The sequence below is a fragment of the Paenarthrobacter nicotinovorans genome (assembly GCF_021919345.1).
GTDB lineage: Bacteria > Actinomycetota > Actinomycetes > Actinomycetales > Micrococcaceae > Arthrobacter > Arthrobacter nicotinovorans.
The window spans coordinates 1931358-1945546 of record NZ_CP089293.1; the positions used below are offsets into that span (position 1 = coordinate 1931358).

Annotated in this window: 10 protein-coding genes; 6 read left to right on the plus strand and 4 right to left on the minus strand. The window is 55.9% G+C overall.

Annotation, left to right across the window (positions count from 1 at the left end; translation table 11 throughout):
• The first annotated feature begins 210 nt into the window (after positions 1-210).
• From JMY29_RS09015 to JMY29_RS09025, 3 genes are all read left to right on the plus strand, one after another.
• Entirely contained in the window at positions 211-576 is a 366-nt protein-coding gene (locus tag JMY29_RS09015; RefSeq protein WP_189075680.1) for a hypothetical protein, read from the plus strand.
• 48 nt (positions 577-624) lie between these two features.
• Positions 625-1332, plus strand: coding sequence for a hypothetical protein (locus JMY29_RS09020; RefSeq protein ID WP_189075679.1), 708 nt, complete (start codon positions 625-627; stop codon positions 1330-1332).
• A 408-nt stretch (positions 1333-1740) separates the two neighbouring features.
• Positions 1741-2916 (plus strand): hypothetical protein, encoded by a 1176-nt coding sequence (locus JMY29_RS09025; protein ID WP_189075678.1) that lies wholly within the window; start codon positions 1741-1743, stop codon positions 2914-2916.
• 501 nt (positions 2917-3417) lie between these two features.
• Here the strand turns inward: JMY29_RS09025 and JMY29_RS09030 are convergent.
• A complete protein-coding gene (locus JMY29_RS09030) occupies positions 3418-4341 on the minus strand; it encodes a DUF4238 domain-containing protein (RefSeq protein WP_189075677.1) in 924 nt (307 codons plus the stop codon).
• A gap of 223 nt (positions 4342-4564) precedes the next feature.
• Between JMY29_RS09030 and JMY29_RS09035 the strand changes: the two genes are divergently transcribed.
• Positions 4565-5536 carry a phospholipase D-like domain-containing protein gene (locus tag JMY29_RS09035; RefSeq protein ID WP_189075676.1) on the plus strand — a complete coding sequence of 324 codons (972 nt, stop codon included), beginning with the start codon at positions 4565-4567 and terminating at the stop codon, positions 5534-5536.
• A 989-nt stretch (positions 5537-6525) separates the two neighbouring features.
• Positions 6526-7434 (plus strand): hypothetical protein, encoded by a 909-nt coding sequence (locus JMY29_RS09040; protein ID WP_189075675.1) that lies wholly within the window; start codon positions 6526-6528, stop codon positions 7432-7434.
• Between the two features lie 526 nt (positions 7435-7960).
• On the opposite strand, the gene JMY29_RS09045 is transcribed toward JMY29_RS09040, so the two are convergent.
• Complete coding sequence (locus JMY29_RS09045) at positions 7961-8269, minus strand: hypothetical protein (RefSeq protein WP_189075674.1); 309 nt, start codon at positions 8267-8269, stop codon at positions 7961-7963.
• Between the two features lie 36 nt (positions 8270-8305).
• Here JMY29_RS09045 and JMY29_RS20945 point away from each other — a divergent pair, with 36 nt between their 5' ends.
• The gene (locus JMY29_RS20945; protein WP_324293005.1) at positions 8306-8542 is read left to right on the plus strand and encodes a GIY-YIG nuclease family protein; all 237 of its coding nucleotides are present in this window, start codon (positions 8306-8308) and stop codon (positions 8540-8542) included.
• 651 nt (positions 8543-9193) lie between these two features.
• Here JMY29_RS20945 and JMY29_RS09050 read toward each other — a convergent pair.
• Positions 9194-11863 carry a hypothetical protein gene (locus JMY29_RS09050; protein ID WP_189075673.1) on the minus strand — a complete coding sequence of 890 codons (2670 nt, stop codon included), beginning with the start codon at positions 11861-11863 and terminating at the stop codon, positions 9194-9196.
• Between the two features lie 923 nt (positions 11864-12786).
• Positions 12787-13608: a hypothetical protein gene (locus JMY29_RS09055; RefSeq protein ID WP_189075672.1), complete on the minus strand. Its 822-nt coding sequence runs from the start codon at positions 13606-13608 to the stop codon at positions 12787-12789.
• Between the last annotated feature and the right edge of the window lie 581 nt (positions 13609-14189).

The window sequence follows — 14189 nt, forward strand, 5'->3', positions numbered from 1 at the left end:
GTGGCATCGCTTGGCGCGATCGCTGCGCCGGGGACTGCTAACAGTCCTGACATATGCGCCGTTATCGGCGGTTGCGGCCACGCTACTTCGCTAGGCGGATCTGTGCCCGGACCTGCTTTTTCCTGACACTGAGGCTTCCTCTGGCGGCGCATCCGAAGAGTTTCACAAGCATCTCCTTCTTGAGATGCTTTTTGGAATTAGCAGTTATTCTTGGCCCGCGCCACCAACCGGAAGCCTCAAGTGCAGTTTCCTTGTGAAAACGACCTCGGCCCAGCAAACGCCCAAAGAAAAGATCCACTTCGGATGGATGGCGGCACTCCTCCTAGCGGGGCGATCCTCGGATCTGATGCATTTTTCATCAGTCAGCTGTTCGCTTCAGATGACACGCAAAGCTTATCTATCTGGCAGTCCATCCTGACCAACTCCGTAACGGGGCTCGTCTCCGCCGGTCTTTTGCTGCTTGTCGAACCGAAGATACGAAGAGCAGTTAAAACGTCAGTGACTAATGCGACAGTTGACGCAACAGCCGGCATCAAGGAAGATCTTCGTGACGAAGTCCAGGGCGATATCGAGTAGAAATTCGCTTCTCTCGAACAGTGAATCAATTTAGCAGTTAACGGCAAATTGAGCGACCAGGACAAGAAGCTGGCTGACCTCTCAAAAGACTTCCCACGGACAGCTGTGCTGGCCGCCCTAAAGTCCGCAGTCGACATGAACAGCCTCCACCAACAGGAAAGCTTCGTTCAAGCCACCGGAAAATCTGGGGAGCTTCGCATCGGTTTGAGGCTAGCGCTGCCTGCCGAGCTCCAAAGCTACACCCAGTTCGGCGGTCAAAAGTACACCTTGGACGACGAGATTCCCTACTTGGTCGCCTACTCAGGCGACTCCCTTGGTTTCTATTCTGAAGTGAGTTGGGATGAAACTGAAGATTTCGGTGACGTCGTTTCAAACCTTTTGACGGAGCTTCAACGCACTGGTAGCTGGGGCATGGCTGTCCCAATTGACTGGAAGGCCGTCACCGAGCGGCTAGTCGCCGGATTGAAAGTCGCCGTGGAATCACGCAGAAAGGAGCCCGGTAGCACTCGGCTCCAAGGCCGGCTCATCGAGGTCATCGGGACCGATAGCCCTTGGTACCTGACAGACGGTTCCATTGAAAACCCGACACATGACTCCGTTCTCGGACGAACTGCGTTTCCTTCTGTAGCGGCTCCTATGATTCCTGGCCAAGTGAATGTCGTTGAACAGATCGCGCCCAGGCCTGAACTTGCCGACCCCGACGAGTGGGACTATGTGGTCGGCAGAGCCTCCACAGAATTCACAGTCCGATTCTAGGACAGCTATTTATGGGGGTCGCGAGGCCGGTCTCGACGCGGGTGCGACGGTGGCGTGTTGCGGTGAAGCATTCTCAGTGCAGTCACCTGCGTTGCTTTACGTTATTTCACCAGGCGTGGCTGAGACTCGTGTCATACACGAAGTGACTGCCACGAATCTTGTAACTTGTTGATACACAGAAGGGGCGATACGCGTGGTAATCATTGGGGCAACAAGGCGTCTTCATCCAGTCTCTTCGATGGAGAATATTCCGCGAAGCAGACAAAATGATCAAGCATTTTGGCGAGCAGGATTACCACCAGGCTATCCGCGGAACGATGTGGACGAGCAGTGGCGGCGACGAAGAGCTTGTGTCCAGGCATGTCCGGGTAGCCTGCTCGGCGCAATTTTTGACCCAGAGGACCTCTAATGGCGATCGAGGTTCTGCTGGATGGCGATGCGGTCCCAATTGAAGAGGCGGCCTTCACTGAACTTCTCGACAATTCGGTAGCGGGAACCTACAGGGGGTATGAGAAGGCTATTGATTCGGGCAGAATCAGTTTTGCCGATCTCGTTTCATTAGCCGACAAGGGCGACATTCCTTATTCCCTGTTCTTCGCCCCGTACGCGTTGGTACAGGAGCAGGTGAAGAAGAAGACTGAGAAGTTGCTCGCCGGGCTAAGTAAAGACACGTTCTCAATTGGGTCGCGCTCTAAGGTGCAATTACGGGATGTCGAGCTAATCGTCAAAGACCTAATCCGAAAGCAGCAGCTAGTTCGGAAATACGACAAGTCTCTTCACCGAAACAAGATAGTGGGCCTACTGCGTGACGCAGGCCCATCCGTGGAGGCGCAAGCGGCCAAACTTATGTCTGCTATCGGCCTCTCACATGAGTCACTTCGCGCGTGTAAGAGCAAGGAAAGGGCGCTCGAACTAATGATCGACCGTCTTGAGGCCAACCAAGTGCTGGTTTCGCGGAGTGTCCAGCATTATATGCCGCAGCGGTTAACGCATGTGAAGTTTAGTGGCATGACGATTCGAGACAACAAGGTTCCATACATTTTTCTGGCGGGTGGAGATCATGGTGACGATCAGGAACCCGCAGGTCGTACCATCTTTACACTTGCGCTGTTGACGGTTCTGATAGCCCGGCGAATCTTTGCTCCGATGACCTGGGACGGTGGCACTGCCGATACGGAGCCTGGGCTTGAGTATGATATTGCCGGCGCTATGCTAATGCCTGGCGAACGATTCACAGCCGTGAGGCTAACGTCCCTCGACGACATGCACAGCGCCGCGGAGACCTTCAAGGTCACCCCTAGCGCCGCAACTGTGCGCGCAATGCGACTGGGGATCATCAACCCAGCTACTGCAAACGAGTACCTTGAACAGTTCCGAGTAGAATTCCGGAGCCGCCCCAAAGGAGGGCCCAGAAATCAGATCCTCCCTCAGAATGCCGTTACTAAGTACAACGGGAGGGAGCTCAATCGACAGATGCTGCGGGCGCTTGACGAACAAAACATCTCACCGGGGGAGTTCTGCCGTGCAGTTTGCCTAAACCGCCTCAAACCATCACAAATCGACGACCTCAGAAGGGCTCTCTGATGAGTGAATTCGGGCGACGGTACGTGATCGACACAAACGCGCTTAGTCAACTTGGAAGGCAGCGGCGAGCCAGCACATATTTCCAGGAGAACGCGGTCATACCCGAGGCGGTGCTGCACGAGTCTCAGGGATTTCCGGACATCACGTCGCTGCACAACAACGTCCATCCAACGACCCCTAGGATGCTTCGGCTACTGGTCGAAGTTATGGCGTCCATACCGAAGGCAGACACGCGCCTGATTAACCTTTACGCCAATCTCGGAAACGCCGATCCGCTGGTCGTTGCATGCGCTTTGGAGGGCCAGGAGCCACGACGACCAGACTCTCATGCCTCCGGAGTGGTGTGTTGTGACTGGGGACGACGCAGTTAGCGACAAAGCCAGGGAGTTCGGGCTGACCGTGCTCACCAACTCAGAGTTTGCCGAACTCGTCGATCAGTCTGGAGCCCCGCGAACCTTGAGCAACCCTGGCTAGCTTATGTTGGTTATTCTTGACGGGCACTTAGAAATTGGCCGGCATCGCCATTCTTAGCATCCGCTGAAGACTTAAGCGTTCAGCCATTAGCTGGTGGAGCCGGGGGTTTAAGTCGTGCCAGTCAGGAGCGTGAGCTATGAAGTCTCTAGATGAGTAGACGGTGTAACGGTTGAAATCCTCCGCCTTTAATGACTTCCTTTGGTTTGAGCGATGAAGATGAATTCCCAATTCTGGTGTGAGGGCCATGGTTACACGCGCGGAGTCTTCCAGTGACGAGACAAAACCGTGCATGGCCCAGCGGCGCTCCGTTTTGGTGTAATTTGGACGCGCTTCGTCCCGGATCCCGCTCTGGGCAGCAAAAGCATCGGAGAGTACGAGACTCGGAGTGCGATAGTGTAGTACGTCCCACCTGAATTGCCGTAGGCCTGCGGAGAATGGATTCCACTTGTCCTTAGCTTGCGCCCGGGGATTGTTGCGGTTCGACCAGGCTCCTAAGAACGGAGAAAGCGCTGAACCTAATAAGGCCGTCTGTAGCTCTTCCGCTGGAAGGTCGCCAAATTGTTCCGCATATTTTCCCTGCTCGAGCTGCCGTACGACGTAGCCCAGTGTGAACCTGCTGCGAAGGATCTGGAGCCCAGCAAACCAACACAGGACCTGCTTCTGTGAATCTGTCACGTCTCGAGAATTCCCGGTCGCGAGTTCATCGACCACGGTTGCGGCATCGCCTTCAAGGTCGCTCATGGCCGACTCAAGCAATGTTCTATTCATGCCGGAGGTGCCGAACTGAGGTCCATACAGTGTGTGTCCATCGTTGCGATGGCCCGTGCTCCGGACGGTCGAGCGGAAACTCTGGTTGCCCGCCAGCCGATGAACTTGAAGCTGCTCTTTCGAGTCAGCGAAATGCCTTAAGAGGAACTGCGGCACGAAGTGATGCTTGATTGGTTCGTTCACTCGAACTCTTTTATCGCAAGGGAATGCACAAGTCAAAACACGTGGAGTGATCGGAAGAGCGGAACAAGACCGTGATCGCGAAACCTGATTGGAAGCGACATGGCTTCTTAGGTCGCCCGTGCACGGTACACCCAACGAATCGACACCGTAAGGACCGACATCTGGGCCGGACACGGGAAAACGATGCAGTTGTGAGGATTATCGCCGCTGTAGTGTCTTTTTTGTGATGAACGAAGGTGCGGTGCATTCGAAGGCTGCTGATTGGTTGTTTAATGCCGTCCAGGACACCAGCGGCGATGTGCTGTTGGCCAGTCCGTTTCTCTCTTATGACGTTTGTAAGCGTTTAGCTCAATGGGCCCTACAGGCGGACGCTACGCGTACGCTGTTCACCTGTCTCGATCCGAGTGCTGTCGCCAACGGTTACTTGAGCGTTGACGGCCTTTTGCAGCTTATCCAGTCGGGCTTCTCGGTCCTACACGTGGACAGGTTGCATGCCAAGGCTTTCCTTCTTGGTTCCCGCGGATTCCTTGGATCAGCGAACCTCACTGGTGCCGGGCTGGGCAGTTCGGCTGCCGGCAATGTTGAGCTCGGCGTCGAACTTGGGCCTGCCCAGGTCCTATCAGTGCGGCAAAGCATGGACGCGTGGGCAAGTCGGCCTGTGACAACAGCCGACCTCGACAAGCTCACACAGCAGGCCCGTCAACTGACGGTGGTAGACCAACCGATTACGGATGGGTTGGACAGTGATTCGGGTCTTGCTTCGGTTGAGCAGCTTTTGGTGGATGCGCGCGACAGAGACAGGACCCTTTGGCTGAAGTCCGAGTACGGCGAGCCGGCGCTGGATCAATGGCGACGGAACTGGTTCTTTGGCAGTCCTGCTAAGGGGCGGCCAAGCATCAAAGAAGGGGATCTCGTGCTGATCTCCGCGCAAACGAGAGAATGCTACGCCGTGGTCGAGGTGACTTCGGAGCCGCTGTACATTCCGGATGACTATCGCGAAGAGCGGGGCGACGAAGCCGATCGTTGGCCGTGGGTCAGCCGAACCAAGCCGCGCTTCGTTCCGGATGGCCTGTTGGAGTTGAAGGCTCACGAGCTCGTCCGAAGCACTGGAGGTTTGCAAAACGGCCATATCAGGCTGAAGTTTGATCAGTTTACTTATGCCGTCCGATCGTTGGCCAGGCTGGTAACCGAGTGAGAGAACGTGTCAGCGACTTATATCGCGTTGTCCGGCGCGACTGACGGCCTTGTTGTGGCGATGTCCTGCGGCACATGCACTCCGTCGGTACCATCGCTTCAAGCTCTGCGAAATCGAACCGTTTGGTGTGTTGTGGTTAGCCGCTCGGCCTCTTGGGCGGCAGCCCTTCCCAAGAGAGGTGTGCAGGTCAAGTCGCCCCGGGGTCGAATCGGTATGAATGTGCGAAAGAGAAAATCTGATGATGATATCCGGCAGAGGTCTTGTCGGCACTGCTGGCGAGCAACGCACCCTCTTCCCTTGTCAGGTTGTGCACTGCGGTTCCCGGCCGAAGCGCGTCGTCCGTAAGGCAACATTCGTGGACGAAAAGTAGAGTGTGGACAATGTCCACACTTTCCGCCCCGGGCTGGCTCATACACCCATCGGACTGGCCCGGCCTCCGCATGTTTCCGCGACTTCCCAGTGTTTCCAAAGCCTGGAATCCCTGTCGAGTCCCACCTCGGGCACGATGTTGTCGCAGGTCAGGGGCCTATATGGCCCCTTACTGTTGACAAAGCTTGACTTTTCGGAATTCGCCGTGGCGGAGAGGCTCTGGCTCTCTGGTAATGAAATCTGCATGACGCAGCATCCCCTGCACCAATCTGGCTAGGCCTCTCCACTAGGCTCACCCGGGTCCCTGGCCGGGCGAGAGGTGGACCACGGTTTGCCGCCCGGTGGGCCTTGAGGGCGACTTGGGGCATGCACTCGGGCCAGAGTGGGGTGCTGTTCTTTGACGAAGCGTCAAATCTAGGGCATACCACGCAGTCGTGAAACGACTCCAAGTGCGGGCGCTGAGTGGTAATCCCTGTATGAGGACGCCGATCCCATGTCGGCGCTGGTCGGAAAGTGAGCCATTTTGCGCCGCCGTCACAATGGCTCACTTTTCGAACCTCCCCTAGATCCCATAGAGTCGTCAATTGTGGAAGGTGAATTGACAGTGTCTGGGGGCCATATTGGATGGCTTTGAGGTCCTTCAGCTGCTTGCTCCGGCATCTCTGGCCCTCTTCTCGCTCATCAGCCAGCGGGCATTTAGTTCTCAACGACGAGACGCCCAAAGCCTTAGGCAGGTCCGTGTCTTAACGTCGATGCGCGCGGACGTCGCAGAGCAACTCGCAACCTGGCGGGAACTGCTTTCCGAACGCCAGCACGTGGCTGACCAGGATGAGTCATCCAATGTGGAGGAACTTTCTCCCCTTCGTCTCGAAGCGCTTATCGAGACGTCGGAAGAAGAACTGCTTCGAATCGACCGGGAACTTGAATCAAAGAAACGTCAGCTCAGTGCCGATGCATCTGATCCGGTCCTCATTAAGAAACGGGAGGTCACTCGCTGGACAGTACTGTCGGCGCTGGTCGCTCCAGTTATCGTGGACATCTTGATATTGGTTGTGTCGCTTCCGGTGGCCCTGCGTGTTGTTGGTGAATGGCCTCTTCCGACGGCATTGGCGGTTGTGTTCCCTGCGACGAGCGGAAGTGGTTGGGCCGCGCTGATAATAACCTTCTTTGTTCCGCACATGGCCGCCACTTGCATCCTTGGCCTGTGGGCCTTTCGGTTGCGGAAGCTCGATAGCGAAAAATTTGCGAAAGCAACGGAGACGGCTCGATCACTGTTGGGTGGCTATATTGCGCTCCTTTCGCTTATCGCAAGCATCTGGGTCATTCGGGTGATCGGAGTCGGATGGTTTGATAACTTCGGACTCTCTTTGAAGGAGCTCACGAAGCCGCTGTTGCCCATCCTCTCCGTCGCCGCCTTCGTAGCTACTTTTGGACCTGGTTATAGCAAGTACGCAGAGGGTATGGCGGAAATAGATAAGATCACCGTCGCTTCAGAGGCTCCGAAGGACCCGGAGGAAACAGCACCATGATGGCCGGAGCACGGTTTGGGATAACCGAGAGAGTCGGCAGTGGCACGGGATAGCCTCATTTCCTAGGATGGTGGTGCCTCGACGATTGATCAACGAGGGAGTGAGCCGCTCTGCTCCTTTGATCCTGAGACAGGCTTCTCACTAAACCCAAACACCATCCATGAACTACGCTGGTACACGTACCTGACTCCTCCCGATTTTGAGGACAAAAGTTTGCTACAGTCCAGAAATGACGATTGACCTCACAGCGGTAATCCAGCGACTAGCTGAAGTGTGCCGGTCCGTCTTCAAAGACGAGTCGCGGTGGATAAGCGCAGATGGCTATCCGGATAGCTTGGTTCTCTCGATCACCGATTCCATGGGCTCGAAGTATCAGTCTGTTGTCAACGTCGTGAATGCGTACCGAGCCCATAGAAGATGGCCTCCAGTTTGACTCAGATACTCTCGTAGGCCCACTTGGTCATGTGGAGAACGATCACAGCCCAGGTCAGGATCAAGCCGACGTAGATCAAACCCCAGCCCGACATCATGAGGACTGCAACCAACGTGGCGTGACGTGCTTTTTGATCAGCTTAATTATCTTTCGCGAAAGACGCACAAACGGAAATCCGATGAGGATGGCGCCGGCGATGACCAGGATGACGGCGAGGACTTTCCTAAGATCGGGAATCCCCAGGAGGCCGCTCGTCACGGCTACGATATAACCAATCAGCAGTACGACTAATCCCGAGACGGTCCGTGTCGCTACGTCGCGCCAGAACTTCTCGTCAAGCCACCATTCGAGGGGCCACTGCCAGGGGGGTAGTTGCGGCTTTTCGTCAAGTTGGTGAGTCACCCGTACAGGCTACCGAAGAGGTATGACTGACTCGGGATTGGTAGAGCGCTCCGCAGAGTCGGCAGCGATAATCGGCTGACCTTCACGCACTATGGCGAACATCGGATCAGCGATTGGATGAGCCAGCACGCCCGCGTGACATGGCTCCAGGCAGATGCGCCCTGGCTGCTCGAAATATACGCCATAGAGCAGCTGAACCTGCCCCTAGACCTACTGGGCAACAGGCGCCATCCCTACTACCCGGCGCTTAAGGCCCTTCGTGCTAAGCAATAGGCAACTGCGCGTGCACTTCCTATCGCATGACGCCGCACGCCAGTCCTTCATATAGAGCGGAGGCATCAGCGGGGGATACGAGCAATTTGGACGCGTCTCCTTAGGAGCCCGGACACCAGTGTCATGTGACTTCTAGGTGCAGTGCGACCAGAAGACTGCCTGCGAAACAGCCGGATGTAGTGCAGCCCTAATCACCTCCGCGGAGGCGGTTACCGTGACGACCCTCAGGTGCCGTGATTGTGGGCATTCCGACGAATACCCTGCCACCAGCAAGGCACAAGGCCTTCCGAGCAGCGGACTCATGCACGCTTGAATTCGATCTACGAGTCTTAGGGTCCACCGAAGCCTCCGCCTGAGTTGATATGAACAGAAGCAACGACCGGAGCTTCAAAACCCAGTATCAGGACCCTCGGGGAAGTGGAACTTCCAACGCACAAGGTCATCCTAGGCATGGCCACAGGGGACCAGGGAATGGGGTCCGTACTCCATCTAGTGTTGGGGCGACGTGCTGCTTGGTACCTTCAATGGGGAGCGTGGCTTCGAAATAGTCCGAAAGGGAGCAGCATTGGCAGCAAAGTCCACGCACCTAGGTGGAGAGTGCAATGGGAGCAGTCAAGCTTTATTTCACCACGCAGGGGACTGCTCCAAGACTCAAAGCGTATGCGCATCTGGCATGGACGGATTGACAAGCCGTATGTCCCTGCTGTCGTAGCCCATCAGATCGGCGATCAAGTCAGAAGCAAACGCGAATGACGACCTATGAAGTACTCCGTTGTCCGGGGCGTTGTCAGCGTCAACTCCGAAGAACGTGAGCCTGCTTTCTCGGGTTGGCGGTTCGTCCGTGATTGTCACAGATACTGACGGGACTGTACTCCGAACTTTCAGGCAGGTAGCACCGTAGCTATCCCCCCAGACCTCACGAGAGGGGTAAATCACGATCTGACGTGCAACGGATGACGCCTCCGACAGGCTTTCTGCGGTACCGATGCCCGCTTCCAACAATGTTTCTGCTTGCCGTACACATGCGTTCTGGTGCGCTGATATCTCGGACTCCAGGTAGGACGCGTCCAATGGGATTCGTTCTACCTGCTGGAACTTGTTGTATTCCTCCAAAGCTTTGGTCACTTCTTCCTCGACGTCTGAGTATGGCTTGTAGGACTGACGCGATTCTCTTGCATAGCCCATCACCGACCAGCCGCGAATGGTTTCCCCAGGGAGGATTAGCCCGTCTCTCGCGAGCTTGAAGCCGAATAGTGGATCTTCAAAAGGGTTGAGCAAACCTTGCGGTACCTCGATCAAGTCTGCACGAGGTAAGGCGCCCGAGAGGCGAATCTCCATCATCGACGAAGGCGCATGGCTCAATTCCACAAGCAGCGACCGCGCCTCAACGAGGTCCGCCGCTGCCCGTTCCGTCTCCGTAAGGATCTGCCTGACTGCTTCCATGGCATCAACGCGAAGTTGGGCGGAAGCAAGATGGAAATGCGCTCCCACAAGCGGCGTGCTGTCCTCGGCATCGAGTAAACCTAGAAGATTAAACACGTTCTTGATTTTGTGCGAGCGGAGTCTTGGCGTCGGCAGCCTATGCAGGGATGAGATATGGAGCGGTTCCTCCATTATTCGAACCTGAGATGCCGCCGTAAGTCGCGCCACTGCCTCATCACGGTCACTTGCGGTCTGGAAGGAAATACCAGCAAAGAAGGGACGGGTACCAAGACGCGCTGTTACGGCAAGCGAGGCTTCGGCATGCACAGGAGAATCTCGGCGTGTTTCCTCGACAGCGTTGTGAGCGGCTTTTGCTAGTTCCGTTAGGGACAGTGAACCGATCCCATACGTTGCTGCGACAAAGGGTGACACGAGCTGTTGAAAATGGTGCTGGAAGAGATTGCTAGCAATACTTGGAATTATCCATCGACCGAATTCGCTGGTCATCCTTCCGAGAATTGCCGCATAGGTGAGCTTGTCCGGAATCAAAGCTGTCGTGACGGAGGCTGAGCCGTTGCTTGAGGTGTGGGCAAAGCCAGCATCTTCAAGTTCCTGAAGCGCGTCGACGCCGTCCCTCTGCACGCCTATGACATCGGAAGCGTAATTGAGCAGCAAAGGCGTCTTCACAAACTTGCCGCCATTCTCGCGATCAGGCTCCATCAGTTCGAGCAGAGAGAACAGAACAGCCATGCTGTCCCTTGATGCCTCGGTCAGCTTGGCAATCCGGGGGTACTTAGATCGGACGGGCTCGGCTCGGGACAGCTCGGCAAGGGACGTGACTGCCCACAGTGGTATGTGGTCCAGAGCGCCGAGCCGGGAATCAAGGAAAGCTGTGGCTGCCGTTGCTGCTTCATTTCGATCGGAACTGTTCATGATGGTGCGCCAAAGGAGGTCCCGTCGCCGATCGTGGAACCAAGCAACCTCGTCGCTATCGATAATAAAAATCCCGCGGTGAAGTAGCTCATCGCGGACAGCGGACCACGCATTTTGATCTACTTGGAGCAATTGCGCTATGAAGTCATCGGGCGGACTCTCGTTGAAAGCCGCGAGCTTCCGGGCAGCAGTTTTGGCGTGAACACTTAGTTGATTCCAAGAGGTCCGCATCAGTTCTTGGAATGCGAAAGCTGTTTGGATATTCTCGATCCGCAGACCAGCCCGGGCCCCACTTATTGCTTCATCCATGAAAAGTGGATAGCCGCTCGTCACCCGAAGGAATACCTCAGGTGATGGGGCGTTGACATTCGCATCACGTAGCCAGGAACGAATGGTGTCAAGGTTAAGGGGAAGGACTTCAACTATTTGTGCGCCGATTCCAGCCAACTGTGCACGAAAAGTCTGGTTCTCCGTTCGAGCAGTATTTAGGCCCACGATAACCTGCACATGGTCCGGAAGCATTTCAGCCATGTCGAGTGCAATCGCTTTATCGCCGGGGGAAAGTCTCTCCACGCGATCAAGAACCAAGCGCAAATCGCGGCCGGTAAGTTCCACGATTTCCTCCGCGAAGCTGAGGACAATCTCTACTGTTCCTAACTCGGATGAACTAGCAAGACGCTCCCTCAGAGACTCATCGCCGGTCTGGAGGATATCTCTGGTCATTTTTCCGATGGACTCCCCAAACTCCGGACCCAACCTCGCCTTGAGGAGGTTGAGGATTTCCGCCCCAACGACCCGCGACAGTTCCTTTCCCCCGACAGCTCCGAGCCGTTTGGCTGCCCCGTGAAGAAACTCAAGGGTCGCCTCGACAGCAGAGCGATCGGCTAGATGAACGTCCAAGATTGCCGTAAGTTGGGCGATCAAGGCGCTGTGCAGTTGTCCCGGAGCCGAGCGGAGGTTGGTCACGGGGGCAGTTATCCATCCATCACGGCTATTACGTGAAACCTCGCTGAGTAAGCTCGACTTTCCAACGCCGGAATCCCCAACAACTGCGATGAAACCAGGCTCCGCAACCTGCAACCAACGGATATCGTCGTCTCGTCCGTATAGACCCATGACTCTATTCTCTCGCGTGGTCGTATCCCACCGAGCGGTCGACCCGCCGCAGAGAACACTGCTTAGCGGAGAAATGTGGGTACAAGGGGTGCCCCGTAGCTCCGCTTCCCGAGCTAGCGGTGGATGCCTGCATCGGGCTTAGCCGCGTGGAGCCATCTTCTAAATCTCGATGCTTTCCGGCAACGCTTCCTAGTCCGTTTGACGGTTGGGCAGTCGTTGGAACCCATCTGGGAAATTGTGCGTCCGCGTGACGCCGATGGCAACGAATTAGTGGGCGGAACGTAGACGCCATGGTTTCTTTTGGATAAGCGAATGTGGATTCCCATATTCGCTGGGAGTGCGGCTCTGCCCTGACAGCCCTTTACAGCATCCAAGACCGATGCCGCGTTTGCGGTTGTTGAAGCTCAGCGGCAGGTGCGCCAGGCTATCATCGGTCTCCTTAACACAGCCGGCGCTTCCGGGTGTGTGAACCAGACGCCTCCAACCACGCAATCCCGTGGGGAGCATGAAAGTCAGGAAGGTGACTGCGCATCCCTGCTGAACGAAAAGCTGTGCTACTGAGACCTGACCCAGTGTCCCTTTACTCCATTTCGGTCGTTCATCGCGATGAAATCACGATCCCTCCCTCGTGATCGGGCGTGCGGCTCCCTTAAGACTTGCTGCGCCAAGGTCTTGTCGGTTTAGCCTGCCCATCTTGACGAGCGAGGTTTCTCCTGTGTCCAGTGGGCGGCGTTAGGAGAGCCTTTACGGAAGCTGTCGGTGACAGAAGCCCGTTATTCCGGAGCAATCAGGAGCTTCCAGTCTCGTTCTTTTACCGGTTTCCCTTTACTTAGGTCGTATAGGGCCTGCGTCGTGCGCCTCCCGTACTGGATCCGGTGGAGGATTACTGTGAGCTCTTCGACGTGTGCGCGAAGTTTGTCGAGGATCCACCACGCCTCAAGCGGGCTCAAAGTCAGCGACTTGGCAAAAGCAAGGTCACGCCCGTAGTCATAATGGGGAATGCCCAGCCCGTCTTCTACTTGGGACGGCGCCCCACTGATCCCAAGTGCTTCGATCCTCTCTTCGAACTCCGCCTTGCCGCCAACTGTTCGCAGTGAGTCCCGAAGGTGGGACAGCTTGTGGCGAATCCACTGGATGTTTTCGATCTCGAGCCTCTTGATTTGGAAGCCGCCAAGGTACCGGTCATAGAAGTCGTGGCACTCATTCAGCAACCAGGTTTTCTCAGTCGAGAGATACCTGAGCCCGGAACCGTGGGCGCGCAGCAGGTCATGGGCGGACTCCTCAAGGAAGATCTCATAGAGGGTGAAGCCGTCCTTGATGACGCCAGCCGCGAGTTGATACCAGTAGTGTTCCCAGAAAATAGCTACACGGTCCATAAACAGGCTGTAGGCCTCGTCGCCGTAGGAAGCCTGCGGATCGAATGCCCGCCGCGCCTCTTCTTCGGCAGCTTCCTCCTCAGACTTGAACCAGGCCTTCATTCCTGTCGACGTCGTCAACAGGAAGCTTCTCAGTTCGAGTTCGTTTGCATGCCACATCGCATAGCGTGGCGTTGTCCGGCTGTGTTCAAGCCCTGGTATTCGGTCCCCAATATCCATGACCGAGGGATACAGGCACGCAGTCCGGCTTGATCCTAGGCTTGAAAGCTGCAGCCTCATATGGACGTCAAGTCCAAATGTTGGCTTGACCCTGCTTCGCAGGGTCAATCAATCATCACCCCCTGAATCCCAGGACTTGGCGGCGCGAATTTGCGCAAGGTCTCCGCGGCGAACACACCACTAAGGAAATCGCCTTTAGCGCAGGAGCACTGCGTCCCGCAAGATCGAATGCCTTCTCGCGAAGGGCGTCTCGGGAGTCATCCCGGAAAGCTGCAACGACGGCCGAATATGCCCGGAAAAGGATGCGGATGCGTTGCCAGTCCACTGTGGCTTTCTGTAGCAGGCCCACTGACAAGAAATAAAGACTCCGGGCTGCTTTGGGACAAGCAACAGAAAGGTGTTGAAAATGTCAACACCTTTGGCCTTGGAACGGACAGTACATCGGTCGGATTGGGGTGAACTGTTCATGTTTTCGGCAGTTCCCGGTGTTTGCAAGGGATGGAATGTAGTTCGAGTCCCACCTCGGGCACAGCATGACCCCTCTTCGGAGGGGTCTTTTGCTTTAACGGGTGTACATTCTG